General features: G+C 74.7%; 14 protein-coding genes. 10 read left to right on the forward strand and 4 right to left on the reverse strand.

The features are described 5' to 3' along the window. Window positions 1-295: 295 nt before the first annotated feature. The 3 genes from ACFVUH_RS27330 to ACFVUH_RS27340 all read left to right on the forward strand — a co-directional run bounded on the left by ACFVUH_RS27330 (window position 296) and on the right by ACFVUH_RS27340 (window position 4,114). Window positions 296-1,381 (forward strand): LAETG motif-containing sortase-dependent surface protein, encoded by a 1,086-nt coding sequence (locus ACFVUH_RS27330; RefSeq protein ID WP_387915876.1) that lies wholly within the window; start codon window positions 296-298, stop codon window positions 1,379-1,381. A gap of 195 nt (window positions 1,382-1,576) precedes the next feature. Continuing rightward, a complete protein-coding gene (glnII, locus tag ACFVUH_RS27335; protein ID WP_355370443.1) occupies window positions 1,577-2,599 on the forward strand; it encodes a glutamine synthetase GlnII in 1,023 nt (340 codons plus the stop codon). A gap of 411 nt (window positions 2,600-3,010) precedes the next feature. Next, window positions 3,011-4,114, forward strand: coding sequence for an LLM class flavin-dependent oxidoreductase (locus ACFVUH_RS27340; RefSeq protein WP_355370446.1), 1,104 nt, complete (start codon window positions 3,011-3,013; stop codon window positions 4,112-4,114). 18 nt (window positions 4,115-4,132) lie between these two features. On the opposite strand, the gene ACFVUH_RS27345 is transcribed toward ACFVUH_RS27340, so the two are convergent. Both ACFVUH_RS27345 and ACFVUH_RS27350 read right to left on the reverse strand, forming a co-directional pair. Next, on the reverse strand, window positions 4,133-4,570 hold the full coding sequence (locus tag ACFVUH_RS27345; RefSeq protein ID WP_387915878.1) for a GNAT family N-acetyltransferase: 438 nt from the start codon (window positions 4,568-4,570) through the stop codon (window positions 4,133-4,135). A gap of 44 nt (window positions 4,571-4,614) precedes the next feature. Beyond that, entirely contained in the window at window positions 4,615-5,274 is a 660-nt protein-coding gene (locus ACFVUH_RS27350) for a hypothetical protein (RefSeq protein WP_387915879.1), read from the reverse strand. Between the two features lie 164 nt (window positions 5,275-5,438). Between ACFVUH_RS27350 and ACFVUH_RS27355 the strand changes: the two genes are divergently transcribed. Both ACFVUH_RS27355 and ACFVUH_RS27360 read left to right on the forward strand, forming a co-directional pair. Further along, window positions 5,439-5,987 (forward strand): hypothetical protein, encoded by a 549-nt coding sequence (locus ACFVUH_RS27355; RefSeq protein WP_387915881.1) that lies wholly within the window; start codon window positions 5,439-5,441, stop codon window positions 5,985-5,987. Beyond that, window positions 5,984-6,793 carry an MOSC domain-containing protein gene (locus ACFVUH_RS27360; protein WP_355370458.1) on the forward strand — a complete coding sequence of 270 codons (810 nt, stop codon included), beginning with the start codon at window positions 5,984-5,986 and terminating at the stop codon, window positions 6,791-6,793. The genes ACFVUH_RS27355 and ACFVUH_RS27360 overlap by 4 nt, the downstream gene beginning before the upstream one ends. Before the next feature lie 16 nt (window positions 6,794-6,809). Here ACFVUH_RS27360 and cobC read toward each other — a convergent pair whose 3' ends face one another. Together cobC and ACFVUH_RS27370 are read right to left on the reverse strand one after the other, a co-directional pair. Continuing rightward, a complete protein-coding gene (gene cobC, locus ACFVUH_RS27365) occupies window positions 6,810-7,898 on the reverse strand; it encodes an Rv2231c family pyridoxal phosphate-dependent protein CobC (protein WP_387915883.1) in 1,089 nt (362 codons plus the stop codon). After that, a complete protein-coding gene (locus ACFVUH_RS27370) occupies window positions 7,895-8,311 on the reverse strand; it encodes a cobalamin biosynthesis protein (RefSeq protein ID WP_387915885.1) in 417 nt (138 codons plus the stop codon). Before ACFVUH_RS27370 ends, cobC begins: the two co-directional genes overlap by 4 nt. A 571-nt stretch (window positions 8,312-8,882) precedes the next feature. Between ACFVUH_RS27370 and ACFVUH_RS27375 the strand changes: the two genes are divergently transcribed. From ACFVUH_RS27375 to ACFVUH_RS27395, 5 genes are all read left to right on the forward strand, one after another. Further along, on the forward strand, window positions 8,883-9,794 hold the full coding sequence (locus tag ACFVUH_RS27375) for an alkaline phosphatase family protein (RefSeq protein ID WP_387915887.1): 912 nt from the start codon (window positions 8,883-8,885) through the stop codon (window positions 9,792-9,794). 5 nt (window positions 9,795-9,799) lie between these two features. Then, the gene (locus ACFVUH_RS27380) at window positions 9,800-11,227 is read left to right on the forward strand and encodes an MFS transporter (RefSeq protein WP_387915889.1); all 1,428 of its coding nucleotides are present in this window, start codon (window positions 9,800-9,802) and stop codon (window positions 11,225-11,227) included. Further along, on the forward strand, window positions 11,224-12,261 hold the full coding sequence (locus ACFVUH_RS27385; RefSeq protein WP_387915891.1) for a TolB family protein: 1,038 nt from the start codon (window positions 11,224-11,226) through the stop codon (window positions 12,259-12,261). The genes ACFVUH_RS27380 and ACFVUH_RS27385 overlap by 4 nt, the downstream gene beginning before the upstream one ends. Before the next feature lie 180 nt (window positions 12,262-12,441). Next, entirely contained in the window at window positions 12,442-13,272 is an 831-nt protein-coding gene (locus ACFVUH_RS27390) for a hypothetical protein (protein ID WP_387915893.1), read from the forward strand. A gap of 285 nt (window positions 13,273-13,557) precedes the next feature. Then, entirely contained in the window at window positions 13,558-14,076 is a 519-nt protein-coding gene (locus ACFVUH_RS27395) for a hypothetical protein (protein ID WP_387915895.1), read from the forward strand. Window positions 14,077-14,083: the final 7 nt, after the last annotated feature.

Consider the following 14,083-nt stretch of genomic DNA (forward strand, 5'->3'; position numbering starts at 1 on the left):
GCCCCACGCCACGTTGTCGCCCTCCCGCCCCCCCGCCCCCGCCCCACTGGACCCCCCGCCCCCCCCGGGGCGGGGTCCCGTCGTGCGGATGCTGTGGAGGAGCCCGAGCGTCCGCTCGACCGGATGTGGGTGAGCGACTCCCCGGCCGGGGCGTGCCTCGCGCGCCCTAGCAGAAGCGGGTCAGCGCAGAGCATCAACTTCACCCCAACGGGTGAAATGACGCTCTGTGCGACTCATGTGACGGATCGTTTGAGAAGACTGGCGGCTCATCCATTCAGCCGTGGGGGGTACCACCATGTCTTCTCGACGAATCGTTTCCGCAGCCGCCGCCGTGCTGGCCTGCACCGCTCTCACCGTTCTCACCGTGCCGCCCGCCGGGGCCGCCGAGTCCTCGCCGTCCGCCCCGGCCTCCGCGCCGGGCAGGGCACGCGCCGTGACCGCCGAACTCGACCTGGACGTCCGGTTGTTGAGCAACGCCGTGGACGTCCCGGTGGACGTCTCGCTCAACAAGGTCGAGTCCCCGGCGCAGCGCGAGGGCACCGTCCTCACCGCCACGGTCGACGGCGTCGACCAGTCCGGCCCGGTCACCCTGGTCAAGGCCGACGTCGGCAAGTCGGTGACCAAGGTCGACGCCAAGGGCGCCACCGCCTCCGTCACGCTCGCCGACGCCGATGTGCACGCGCCCGGCCTGCCCGGGACCACCCTGCTCGGCCTGAAGGCGCTCAGCGCCACCGCCACCTGCCCCGTCGACGGGCAGCCCACCGCCGACGTGGTCGCACCCGTCGGGCTCACCGTCCTCGGCAAGCCGGTCACGCTCAGCCTGTACGGGCCGACCAAGGTGGACGTGCCGCTGGTCGGCAGCGTGTCGGTGGAGTTCTCCAAGAAGACCACCACCTCGACGACGGCCGCCGCCTCCGCCCTGGAGGTCCAGGTGGCGGTGGACCCGCTCAACCTCAACGTCGCCAAGGTCACCGGCACCGTCAAGGTCGCCTCGGTGAGCTGCGAGAAGCCCGTGCCGGCCGCCCCGACGCCCACCGCCACCGCGTCGGCCACCCCCGCGACCGCGGTCACGCAGACCCCGGCCGCGCAGCCCGTCGCGGACACCACCCCGTCCGCCACCGCTACTGCCGCCGCTGCCACCGCCCCTGCCTCTGCCTCTGGCTCCTCCTCCGCCACCGCCCGCCGGACCGCGGCCCCCGCCGCCTCCGCTTCCGGCTCCGCCAACCCCGCCGCGCCCGACAGCCTCGCCTCCACCGGCGGCAACGACGCCACCGGCCGGCTCGCCGCCGGGGCCGCCGCCCTGGTCGCCGGAGGCGGCTGCGCCCTCTGGGCCACCCGCCGCCGCCGGGCCGCCGCCCCGGCCCACGCCCGCCGGCACTGAGGCCCCCGGGCTCGCCCCGGAGCCCACCCCCGGACCCCCACGGATGCGGGAGTGCCACCCGCGGCACTCCCGCACCGTGACCGTGCCAATGCGGACGGTTGGTTCACATGCGCGTTACACAAGAGGAACAACCGGGAAACGGCGGCTTGCAACGCTACGCGGGCACCCACCACTCAGTTTGCGAGGTACACCGCCGTGGCAATCAAGGCCGAGTACATCTGGATCGACGGCACCAAGCCGACCGCCAAGCTCCGCTCCAAGACTCGTGTCCTGCCGAACGCGGACAAGATCCCCACCTGGGGCTTCGACGGTTCCTCCACCAGCCAGGCCGAGGGCCACGCCTCGGACCGGGTGCTGACGCCGGTGCGCGTCACCCCGGACCCGATCCGCGGCGGCGACCACATCCTCGTCCTCTGCGAGGTCCACGAGACCGACGGCACCCCGCACGAGTCCAACAGCCGCGCCCTGCTGCGCGCCGTCGCCGAGCAGTACGAGGCGCAGGAGTCGATCTTCGGCATCGAGCAGGAGTACACCTTCTTCAAGGGCTCCCGCCCGCTCGGCTTCCCCGAGGGCGGCTACCCGGCCCCGCAGGGCGGCTACTACTGCGGCGTCGGCGCCGAGGAGGTCTTCGGCCGCGAGATCGTCGAGCTGCACCTCGACCGCTGCATCGACGCCGGCCTGGCCATCTGCGGCATCAACGCCGAGGTCATGCCCGGCCAGTGGGAGTTCCAGATCGGCCCGGTCGACGCCCTGACCGTCTCCGACGACATGTGGATCGCCCGCTACCTGCTCTACCGCACCGCCGAGGAGTTCGGCATCGACGCCACCCTCGACCCGAAGCCGGTCCGCGGCGACTGGAACGGCGCCGGCGCGCACACCAACTTCTCCACCAAGGCGATGCGCGAGAACTACGACGCGATCATCACCGCCTGCGAGTCGCTCGGCACCTCCCAGGAGAAGGTCCTGGAGCACGTCACCCAGTACGGCGCCGACATCGAGTCCCGCCTGACCGGCAAGCACGAGACCGCCCCGTGGAACGTCTACTCCTACGGCGTCTCCAACCGCGGCGCGTCGGTCCGCATCCCGTGGCAGGTCGAGGTGGACCAGAAGGGCTACATCGAGGACCGCCGCCCGAACGCCAACGTCGACCCCTACGTCGTCACCCGCCTGCTGATCAACACCTGCTGCGCCGCCCTGGAGAAGGCCGGCCTGGTCTGATCCCGCTCCGCCGGTAGCACCACCCCGCACGTCCGCAGGGCCTCCCCACCTCACCGGGGAGGCCCTGCGGCCGTCATGGCGCGTCCGGATCCTCCGCCAGGTGCCCGGCCGGCGCCCGCACCACCGCGTCGTGGCCCGCCCCCTCGGGAAGCCGGAAGTCCCGCTCGACCCCGAGCTCCAACCCGTCGTCACCGGTCCGATGACAGGGGCGGGGTCGGTCGGCTCTCTTGATCGAGGGGTGGGGCCGGGCGGAGAATGGCGGACGTGAACGTTTCTGCTGCTGGGGTGCCCGGGGGGCTCGTGCGTCGATTGCACGTGGACCTGGGGAGAGTGTGGGCGGCCGCCTGTCGTCGGTGAGCGTCCCGGTGTTGGTCCTTTCAGACGGCTCTTCCCGCAGCGGAGTGTGTGTTCATGACCATGACGTTCCACTGGTTCCTGCCCACCAACGGTGACAGCCGGCACGTCGTCGGCGGCGGGCACGGGTCGACGCCCGGTGCCGCCGGGGGCGACCGGCCGCCGTCCCTCGGGTATCTGGGGCAGATCGCCCGCAGCGCCGAGCAGTTGGGGTTCGAGGGGGCGCTGACGCCGGCCGGGGCGTGGTGCGAGGACGCCTGGCTGACGACGGCGATGCTCACCCAGGTGACCGAGCGGCTCAAGTACCTGGTGGCGTTCCGGCCCGGGCAGATCGCGCCGACACTGGCGGCGCAGATGGCGGCGACGTACCAACGGCACTCCGGCGGGCGGCTGTTGCTGAACGTGGTGACCGGCGGGGAGTCGGCGGAGCAGCGCGCGTACGGGGACTTCCTGGACAAGGACGCGCGCTACGCCCGCACCGGGGAGTTCCTGTCGGTCGTGCGGCGGCTCTGGGCGGGGGAGAGCGTCGACCACGACGGTGTCCACCTGCGGGTGGAGCGGGCCGAGTTGAACCGGCTGCCGGATCCGGTGCCGCCGGTGTACTTCGGCGGGTCGTCCCCGGCGGCGGGCGAGGTCGCCGCCCGGTACGCGGACGTGTACCTCACCTGGGGCGAGCCGCCCGCGCAGGTGCGGGAGAAGATCGCCTGGATCCGTGAACTCGCCGAGCGGCAGGGGCGGACGGTGCGGTTCGGGATCCGGCTGCACGTGATCACCCGGGACACCTCGGCGCAGGCGTGGGCGGAGACCGAGCGGCTGCTGGCGGCGATGGACCCGCAGCGCGTCCGGGAGACCCAACGGGCGCTGGCCCGCAGCGAGTCGGTGGGGCAGCGCCGGATGCTGGCGCTGCACGGGGGCTCGGCGGAGCGGCTGGAGGTGTACCCCGGGCTGTGGGCGGGCATCGGGCTGCTGCGCGGCGGGGCCGGGACGGCGCTGGTGGGCAGCCACCGGGAGGTGGCCGACCTCGTCACCGAGTACCACGAGTTGGGCATCGACGAGTTCGTGCTCAGCGGGATGCCGCACCTGGAGGAGGCGTACTGGTTCGGCGAGGGTGTGCTGCCGGTGCTGGCCGCCCGGGGTCTGTGGAGCCGGCCGGGGCAGTAGGGCCCGGCCGGCCGGCGCCTACTGCTCGCCCAGGACCATCCACTTCTCGGGCTTGGCCATGGCCTCGAAGCCGACCTTCGCGTAGACCCCGTGGGCGTCCGCGGTGGCGAGCAGGACGCGGCGCAGGCCGTGCTCGGCGAGCCCGTCGCGGACGGCGGCGGCCAGGGCGGTGCCGAGGCCGCGGCCGCGGGCGGCCGGGGCGACGTAGACGTCGCACAGCCAGGCGAAGGTGGCGCGGTCGGTGACCACCCGCGCGTAGCCGACCTGGTTGCCCGAAGCCTGCTCGTAGAGACCGAAGTTGAGCGAGGCGTCGATCGCCCGGTCCTGCTTCTCGCGGCTGCGGCCGATCGCCCAGTAGGCGTCCTGGGACAGCCACCGGTGGATCAGGGCGGCGTCGAGGCGCGCGGGGTCGGTGGAGATCTCGTAGCCGTCCGGCACTCCGGTGTCACTGGTCATGGCCGGATCCAAGCAGGGATCCGGCCGCGCGACCAGCGGATTTCTCAGTGGACGGGCACGGCGTTCTCGGGCAGGTTGTGCCAGTTGGTGACGATCGGCTTGTCGACGTTGGTCGGGCCGATCGGCAGGCTGACCGGGTCGGGGTCCGGGTTGCCGATGCCCACGATGATGTCGGTGAACTGGACCGCCTGGTTGTCCTTGGTGGTCTTCGTCATGACGCCCGCGTAGGCGGTGTCCGAGCCGCTGAGCTTGATCGGCTGGCTGACGCCCTGCTCGGCCTTGGACGCCTCGATGCCGCGTGAGCCGAAGGCGATGACCGGGGGCCGGGCCGGGAGCGTGCAGGTCACGCCGGGCTTGGCCTTGGCGGCGATCAGGATGTAGCCGCCGGCCTGGGACTCGGCCTTGGCGGTGAGCACGAGGTCCTTGGCACCGCAGCTGCCGGCGGCCTGGCCGGAGGCGGCGGGAGAGGAGGGCGCGGAGGTGGCGGTGGAGGCGGTCGCCGAGGGCTTGGTGGTGGCGGACGGTGCCGCGGCGGTGGCCGTCGGCGCGGCCGCGGAGGGGGTGGCGGGAGCGGAGGGTACGGTGGTCACGGCCGGGCTCGACGCGGGCGCGGCGGCGTCGCTGTTCTCCGGCCCGCACGCGGTGGCGGTGACGGCGAGCGCCGCGACGGCGAGGGCGGTGAGAGCGAGTCGGCGCGAGCGCATGCGGGATCCCCCAGAGTGCTGACCACCGGTGTCGTTCACCGGCGCAGCACGACCGTACGACGGGATCGTTCACGGCCGGGTGCGGGAAACATCCCGATCCTGTCCCAGACCGATGCGCCGATAAGCGATGGTCAACGCCCCCGTCACGCGGGACGATCGACCCCATGACCGAACTCCCGTTGCTCCTCCTCGACGTCGACGGCCCGCTGAACCCGTACGCCGCCGTGCCGCAGGAACAGCCCGCCGGCTACCGGACGCACCACCTCCGCCCCGACTTCCGGCGGAACCGGTTCCCCGGTCGGCCGGCCGAGGAGGTCGAGCCGCTCCGGCTCTGGCTCAACCCGGGGCACGGGCCGGAACTGCTGGACCTGCCCTTCGCATTGGTCTGGGCGACCGCCTGGCAGCACGAGGCCAACACCTTGATCGCCCCACTGGTCGGCCTGCCCGAACTCCCGTACGTGCCCTGGCCGCGGATCGACCAGGAGGAGCCCGACGGCCTGCACTGGAAGACCCGTGTGCTGGTCGACTGGGCGGCCGGGCGGCCGTTCGTCTGGGTGGACGACGAGCTGGGGCCGCAGGACACCGAGTGGATAGCGGCTCACCACCCCGGACCCGCGGCGACCCTGCGGATCGACCCCAGGATCGGGCTGCGGGACGAGGACTTCGCCACCCTGCGGGGCTGGGCGCACGCCGAGTTGGAGGTCGGGGCGTGAGGGTCGGCACGGTGGAGCGGCTGCGGCGGCACCCCGTGAAGTCGATGCTCGGCGAGGAGCTCCGCGAGGCGTCCGTGACGGAGCGCGGCATTCGCGGCGACCGCGCGTACGCGCTGCTGGACGTCGACACCGGGCGGGTGGTGAGCGCCAAGCACCCGCGTCTGTGGGCGGGCGTGCTCGGGTTCACCGCCCGGACCGGGACCGGCGGTGAGGTGGTGGTCACCGGCCCGGACGGCGCCGTCGTCGACGAGCGCGGGCTGTCGGAGCGGCTGGGGCGCAAGGTCCGGCTGGTGGACGAGCCGCCGCCGGGCGCGAGCGTCGAGCGGTCCGTCCCGGAGGAGGTCCTGGAACACGGTCCGCGCGCCGAGGTCGGGTTCACCGTCAGTGAGCTGGGGCGCGGCGCGCCGCCCGGCACCTTCTTCGACTTCGCGCCGCTCCACCTGCTCACCACCGCCGCGCTCGCCGCGGCGGACGGCGTCGCGGCCGAGCGGTACCGTCCGAACGTGGTGGTCCGGACCCTCGACCCGGCCCCCGGCTTCGTCGAGAACGGCTGGGTGGAGGGCGAGCTGGCGATCGGGCCGCGGCTGCGGCTGCGGGTCGTCACGGCGACGCCGCGCTGCGCCGTCCCCACCCTCGCGCACGGCCCCGGGCTGCCGCGCTCGGCGGCGGCGCTGCGCACGCTCGCCGAGCGCAACCGCCGCGTCCCGCTGCCGGGCATGCCCGCGCTGCCCTGCGTCGGCGTGTACGCCCGGGTGCTGGCTCCGGGCCGGGTCGCGGTCGGCGACCCGGTGGTGCTGCTGCGCTGACCGCGGCGGCCGGGCGTCAGCCGTCGAGAGCCTGCGCCAGGGCGGTCAGGAAACGGTCGGTGGTGGGCTCGTCCCGGACGGCGATGCGCAGCCAGTCCGGGCCGAGGCCGGGGAAGGTGTCGCCCCGGCGGACGGCGAAGCCCAGGGCGCGCAGCCGGGCGCGGACGGCGTCGGCGCCGGGCAGTTCGACCAGCAGGAAGGACGCCGCCGGCTCGCCGTGCACCCGGACGGCTGGGAAGGCGGCCAGGCCCTTCAGCAGGTGGTCGCGCCGCAGGGCGAGTTCCTGTGCGGCCTCCTCCGCCTCGGCGAGTGCGGCCGGGGCCGAGCAGGCCTCGGCGGCCACCAGCGCCGGGGTGGAGACCGGCCAGAGCGGCTGGGCCGCGGCCAGCTCGGCGATCAGCGGCGCCGGGCCGAGCACATAGCCGATCCGCAGGCCGGCCAGCCCCCAGGTCTTGGTGAGGCTGCGCAGGACGACCACCCGGCCCGGCAGGTCCCTCGCGCCGGCGAGGGATGCGCGCTCCCCGGGCACGGTGTCCATGAACGCCTCGTCGATCACCAGGGTGCGCCCCGGCCGGGCCAGGGCGGCGACGGTGGCGGCCGGGTGGAGCACGGAGGTGGGGTTGGTGGGGTTGCCGAGCACGACCAGGTCGGCCTCCTCCGGTACCGCTCCCTCGGTCAGCCGGAAGCCCTCCGCGGCGGAGAGCAGGACCCGCCGCACCGAGTGTCCGGCGTCCCGCAGCGCGGCCTCCGGCTCGGTGAACTGCGGGTGAACGACCACGATGTGACGAGGTGTCAGCACGCGCGCCAGCAGGACGAAGGCCTCGGCGGCACCCGAGGTGAGCAGCACCTCCGCCACCGGCCGGCCGTGCCGCTCGGCGACCGCGGCCCGGGCGGCGGCGCCGTCGGGGTAGGCGGCGAGGTCGGCGAGGGTGGCGGCGAGGCGTGCGCGCAGCCAGTCCGGGGGCGTGCCGGTGCGGACGTTGACGGCGAGGTCGACGAGTCCGGCGCCGTCGGCGCGCACCTCGGCGTCACCGTGGTGGCGCAGGTCGGGCTCGCCCGGGGCGTCCTCGGTGCGGGCGCCTTCGGCGGGGGAGTGGGGGGTCACGGCTGCTCTCCTGGGTTCTGCCGGGGCTGCGGACGGCGGTGGGCCACCGACGGCCGCGGGACGCGGGCGACGGCCACCGTCGCGGCGGCCGACCTCCGTTTGGGGACGACGAGCTCGGCCCGCCCGCCGCCGGCCCCCGTCAGCGCCGCCGCCTCGGCCACGCTGGCCGTCCCGACCGCGTCGCCGACGGCGCCGGACGGGTTGGGCACGGGGACGGCGGCCAGCGCCGCGGCCGGGTACTCGGCCACCGGCACACCGAGCGCCGCCGCGGCCGAGCGGACGGCGGGGTGACCGCCCTTGCCGTCGAGGGTGGCGAGCGCGCCGACGGCGCCGGACGGCAGCCCGGCTGCGGCGAGCGTCCGCCGGATCAGGTCCAGCAGCTCCGCCCCGGTCGCCGAGCCGCGCACACCCACCCCGACGACGAGCCGCCCGCGGCCGGGTGGAGCCGCGCCCGCGCCGCCACCGTCACCCGGACCGCCCAACGCGCCGGAACCGATGTCGTCCGAACCGTTCCCGTCCGGTCCTCTCACTCCACGCTCACGCCCTGCTCACGTCCCGTTCCACCACGCCACCCGCCCGACACCTGCCCGAGGGCCGCACGCCGACCGGCCCCGGTGCCCGCCCGTCCGGGGCGGCCGAAACCCGTCGCCCCCGGCTGCCCGGAATGCCCAGGTCAGGCCGGTACCGGCAGTCGCGGACAGCCGAAATCCCACCACGCCCGTGACGGACGGGTCAATCGCGACGCCTGTGACCCGCGTCCGGCGGCGGTCCTCGGCCACCCACCGCTGTTCGCCGTTTCTTCATGTGGCCGCCGAGGCCCGCGCCACCGCGCCGCTCCTACTGTTTGCGGCGCTCCGAAACCGCCGGTTCCCCGATCGGCGGCCTCTCCCACCCCGGCAGTTCCCGCGCGGCCGGGCCACCTCCCCACCCGGCCGCCCCCGACGTACGGAGGACACCATGCCCGAGAACCAGGAGACTGTTGACATGAGCGCCACGACCCCCGTCGCCGGGGGCGCCGCCCCGCGCCGCCCCCGCCGCCGCACCCTCACCGCCTCCGCCGCCGGCCTGGCCCTGGTCGCCGGCTCGCTCGGCCTGTGGGCCGCCACCGGCACCGCCGCGCAGGCCGCCGCGCTGCCGACCCCGGACCACGTGGTCGTCGTCGTCATGGAGAACCACGCCTACACCCAGGTGATCGGCAGCTCCAGCGCGCCGTACATCAACAACACCCTGAAGGCCGGCGGCGCCACCCTCACCCAGTCGTTCGGGCTCACCCACCCCAGCGAGCCCAACTACTACCAGCTGTTCTCCGGCTCCAACCAGGGCCGCACCGACGACAGCTGCGTGCCGGTCGGTTCGATCAACCAGCCCAACCTCGCCTCCGAGCTGATCGCCGCCGGCCAGAGCTGGGGCAGCTACAACGAGGGCCTGCCGAGCCAGGGTTCGACCACCTGTTCCAGCGGCAAGTACGCGCAGAAGCACAACCCGTGGTTCGGCTTCGGCAACGTGCCGACCAACACCGCGTACACCATGACGCAGTTCCCGACGAACTTCGCGAGCCTGCCGAAGGTCTCCTTCGTCGTCCCGGACCTGTGCAACGACATGCACGACTGCTCGGTCTCCACCGGCGACACCTGGATCCAGAACAAGCTCGGCGCCTACGCCGCCTGGGCCAAGAACAACAACAGCATCCTCGTCATGACCTTCGACGAGGACAACAAGCTGTCCGGCAACCGCATCCCCACCGTCTTCTACGGCGCCCACGTCACCCCGGGCTCCACCACCGCCACCACCTACAACCACTACAACGTGCTGCGCACGCTGGAGGACCTCGCGGGCCTGACCACCCACGCGGGCAACGCCGCCTCCGCCGCCACCATCACCGGCATCTGGAACTGACGCCCGTGTACGTCGCGGACTCCCGCAGCTCCAAGGCCCCCGCCGCCCCGGCCGACACCCGGCCGGGGCGGCGGGAGGCCGCCGAGGGAGCCACCCGTGCGGCCGACGGCGCCACCGCCGGCCGGGCCGCCCGGGCGGCGGTCCCCGGCACCGTCCTGGTCCTGGGCGTGGTCAGCCTGGTCACCGACGTCTCGTCCGAGATGGTCAGCGCCGTCCTGCCGCTCTACCTGCTCACCGGCCTCGGCCTGTCCCCGCTCGGCTTCGGCCTGCTCGACGGCATCCAGAACGGCTTCAGCGCCGTCGTCCGGCTGGCCGGCGGCCACCTCGCCGACCGGCGCGGGCGCGACGGCGCGCCCCGGCACAAGGCCGTCGCCGCCGTCGGCTACGGCCTGTCGGCGCTCTGCAAGCCGCTGCTGCTGCTCGTCCACACCGTGCCGCTGATCGGCGCCGTGCTCGCCGTCGACCGCACCGGCAAGGGCCTGCGCACCGCCCCGCGCGACGCGATGATCTCGCTCGCCACCGAACCCGCCCACCGCGGAAGGGCGTTCGGCGTCCACCGGGCGATGGACACGGCCGGTGCGCTGCTCGGACCGCTCACCGCCTTCCTGGTGCTGCGGATGGCCGGCGGCCCGCTGCTCGCCGACGGCGGCCAACAGCAGGGCTACCACGCGGTGTTCGCGGTCAGCGCCTGCGTCGCGGTGCTCGGCGTGCTCGTCCTGCTGCTCTTCGTACCGAACCGGCTGCGGGCCGACGAGCCGTCGACCCTCCACCCCCGGCTGCGCGACGGGCTCGCCCTGCTGCGCATCCCCGGCCTGCGCCGGCTCACCGTCTGCGCCGTGCTGCTCGGCCTCACCACCGTCAGCGACTCCTTCCTGTACCTGCTCGTGCAGCGCCGGCTCGGCCTCGCCACCGAGTACTTCCCGCTGCTCCCGCTCGGCACCGCCGGCGCCTTCCTGCTGCTCGCCGTCCCGCTCGGCGCGCTCGCCGACCGGATCGGGCGCCGCCGGCTGTTCCTGGCCGGCCACGGCGTCCTGCTGACCGCCTACGGGCTGCTGCTCTCCCCGCTCGACGGGCTGCCGGCGGTGGTCTGCGTGCTGCTGCTGCACGGCGCGTTCTACGCCGCCACCGACGGCGTGCTCGCCGCCGCCGCGGCCGACACCGTGCCCGCCGGGCAGCGCGGCGCCGGGCTCGCCCTGGTCGGCACCGGGCAGGCGCTCGCCCGGTTCGCCTGCTCGCTGGCGTTCGGCGCGCTGTGGAGCGTCGTCGGCGGTACCACCGCGCTGACCTGGTCGGCGCTGGCGCTGGCCGGCTGCGTCACCGGGGCGGCCTTCGTGCTGCGCGAGCCCGCCGTCGTCGAAGACCCCGCCTTTGAAGGCCCTGCCGTCGAAGGCCCCGTTGTTGAAGGACCCGTCGACCCCGAGGTGCCCAAGTGACCACCGCCCCCCTCCGCAACCGCACCCGGGTGCTGATCCTGCTGGTCGCCGTCGTCCTGCTCGGCGCGGTCGGCACCGGCGCCGTGCTGTGGGCCGCCGACCGCTCCGCCGAACGCGACCGCGTCCAGGCCGGCGGCCCCGTCGTCACCCCCGGCGAGGTCACCCTCAAGGACCCCACCGCCCGGCAGCTGGTCTTCCGCAACATGGCCTGGGGCCCGCACCGCGACGAGATCGCCACCGTCCCCGCCGACCGCCCCGACGGCCCCCGCACCTCCTCCGGCGTCCAGTGCCTGCGCTTCTACGCCGCCGCCGGTACCGGCATCTGCCTGCAGGCCGAACGCGGCGCCCTCCAGGACACCTACCGCGCCGTCGTACTCGACGACCGGCTGCGCGAACGGCGCTCCTTCCCGGTCGCCGGCATCCCCACCCGCTCCCGGGTCTCCCCCTCCGGCCACCTCGCCGCCTGGACCGTCTTCGTGAGCGGCGACTCCTACGCGGGCACCGACTTCTCCACCCGCACCTCGATCGTCGACGTCCGGGACTGGAACCTCCGGGAGAACCTGGAGGACTTCGACGTGATCAAGGACGGCAAGCCGTACCGCGCGCCCGACGTCAACATCTGGGGCGTGACCTTCGTCGACGACGACGCCTTCTACGCCACCGTCGCCACCGGCGGCCAGACCTACCTGGTCCGCGGCGCCCTGGGTGCCCGCACCCTCACCACCCTCCACCAGAACGTCGAATGCCCCTCGCTCTCCCCGGACGGCACCCGGGTCGCCTACAAGAAGCGCGTGCCCGGCGCCTCCGAGGACGCCCCCTGGCGGCTCTACGTCCTGGACCTCGCCACCATGACCGAGACGCCCACCGCCGAACAGCGCAGCATCGACGACCAGGCCGTCTGGTCCGACGACCACACCCTGCTGTACGCCATGCCGGGCGACTTCGGCGCCGACCTGTGGACCGTCCCCGCCGACGGCACCGGCTCCGCGCGGCGGCTGCTCGACGCGGCGGTCGCCCCGGCGTACCTGGGCTGACGGGTACGGGACAGGCCGGTGGGGCCGGTCGGGCCGGGTGGTCCGGTGCGGAACTCGGAGCGTAGGGTCCACGTCGAGCACTACGAGTGGTCGCGCCGTGCCTGGCCGCCACGACGACGGACCGGGGGAGCAGGAAGAGTGAGGCAACGAGGGCCCGACCGCGGGCTGTCGCCGGAACGCGTGCCCAGCGACTCGTGGCCGGCGCTGCACGGCAGACCCGTGCTGCGCCGTACGGTCGCGATCGGCCTGGTGATCTTCGTATCGGTGCTGGCCGCCCTGGCCGTCCGGGGCGTCAACGCCCTCACCGTCGGCCGCGGCGCCATCGAGACCGACCGCGACCGCGCCGAACTGCTGGCCGGCCTCCACCCCTCCCAGCACCCGGGCGCCGGCCGCTACTACGTGCCGGTCGGCGCCGTCTACACGCGCACCGCGGACGGCCTGCCCGTCGCCTACCTGCACTACCGGCTGGCCGGCGGGCACGAGGTCGGCGTCGGCGACTTCCTGCGCACCTACGACCTGGCCGCCCCCGGTGCGCTCACCCCGCTGCCCGCCGACCTCGCTGAGGCCCTCGGCGGCGACGAGCCGGCCGAAGCGCGCGAGGTCGGCGTCCCCGACCCGTCCGCCTCCCCGTCCTCGCCGGCGCCGACGCCGACGCCGTCCGCGTCCGCCGCCCCGTCCGCGCTCCCGGACGAAACCCCCACCGCGGAGCCCGAGCCCACCACCCCGGAACCCACCGGCCACATCGCCCCGGCCACCGAATCCGAATCCGAGGCCGAGGCCGAGGCCGGGTCCGCAGCCGAAACCGCCCCCGCCACCGCCCCCGCCACCGCCACCGAGCAGCCCCTCCCGGCCCCGGAGGACACCCCCTCGCCCACCCCGACCCCCACCGCCGACCCCACCCCCACCCCCGTCGTCACCCCGACACCCGCCCGCGCCCGCCGCATCTACATCGCCCCCGACCCCGCCGGCCTCCCCGGCGCCGCCGACATCTACGTCCGCGCCACCGGCTGACCGCCCGCCGGCGTACGGTGACTGCTGTACCTCGAAGGAGCCTGCAGAGAGGGAGACGCCGCGATCACCCATGACCGGCCGCACATGAGCCTTGAGGCGTTCGAGTCCGGGAGGGCGCGGTCGACCGGTGCGCGATCACCGTCCGCCGCCTGGAGGTCCGAGGCCGAACGAGGCCGAACGAGCCCGTCCGCCCCGGGCCCTCCCGCACGGGAGGGCCCGGGCGCCACCGGATAGGGTCGCCACGCGGGCCGATGTGCGGTGCGCGCGTGGACCCGAGGAGCTGACGTGGGCGAGGCCGCCTCCCCCGAGACCGGTGCCGACACCGTGGACCCCCGCCGGGGCGCGGAGCTCGCGGCGCGCTGGTGGAAGTGGGCGCTGTCCGCCCCGATGGAGCGCAGCCCGGTCGCCGACACCACCGGCGAGTTCGCCGGCTGGCGGCAGCCCTCGGACGTCTGGTTCCTGGCCGGCACCTACGGCGGCCGGGTCGTGCGCCGCTGTCCGATCGCTGCCGGGAAGCCGGTCTTCTTCCCGGTCTTCAACACCCAGCGGATCGCCCTCGGCCTCTCCTCCGCACCGTGGCGGGTCGAGGCCTCCCAGGCCGAGGCGGCGCTCAACGGAGTCCCGCTGAAGGTGCACGAGTTCGCCTCCAGGCGCTTCCTGGCCACCGGCATCCCGCGGGTCGCCTGGGGCCTGTGGTGCGCCCTCGACCCGCTGGCGCCCGGCCAGTACGTGCTCACCGTCAAGGCCGACGCCGGCGGTTTCCTGGTCGACACCACCTACCACCTGGACGCCGTCGACCTCTGACGCCGTC

The sequence above is a fragment of the Kitasatospora sp. NPDC058032 genome, assembly GCF_042885845.1.
In the GTDB taxonomy this organism is placed as follows: Bacteria; Actinomycetota; Actinomycetes; order Streptomycetales; family Streptomycetaceae; genus Kitasatospora.

Coding starts and splice junctions, on each gene's coding strand:
- ACFVUH_RS27340 (WP_355370446.1), top strand. CDS start 3,011: ATGACCATGACGTTCCACTGGTTCCTGCCCACCAACGGTGACAGCCGG.
- ACFVUH_RS27375 (WP_387915887.1), top strand. CDS start 8,883: ATGAGCGCCACGACCCCCGTCGCCGGGGGCGCCGCCCCGCGCCGCCCC.
- ACFVUH_RS27330 (WP_387915876.1), top strand. CDS start 296: ATGTCTTCTCGACGAATCGTTTCCGCAGCCGCCGCCGTGCTGGCCTGC.
- ACFVUH_RS27345 (WP_387915878.1), bottom strand. CDS start 4,570: ATGACCAGTGACACCGGAGTGCCGGACGGCTACGAGATCTCCACCGAC.
- ACFVUH_RS27355 (WP_387915881.1), top strand. CDS start 5,439: ATGACCGAACTCCCGTTGCTCCTCCTCGACGTCGACGGCCCGCTGAAC.
- ACFVUH_RS27350 (WP_387915879.1), bottom strand. CDS start 5,274: ATGCGCTCGCGCCGACTCGCTCTCACCGCCCTCGCCGTCGCGGCGCTC.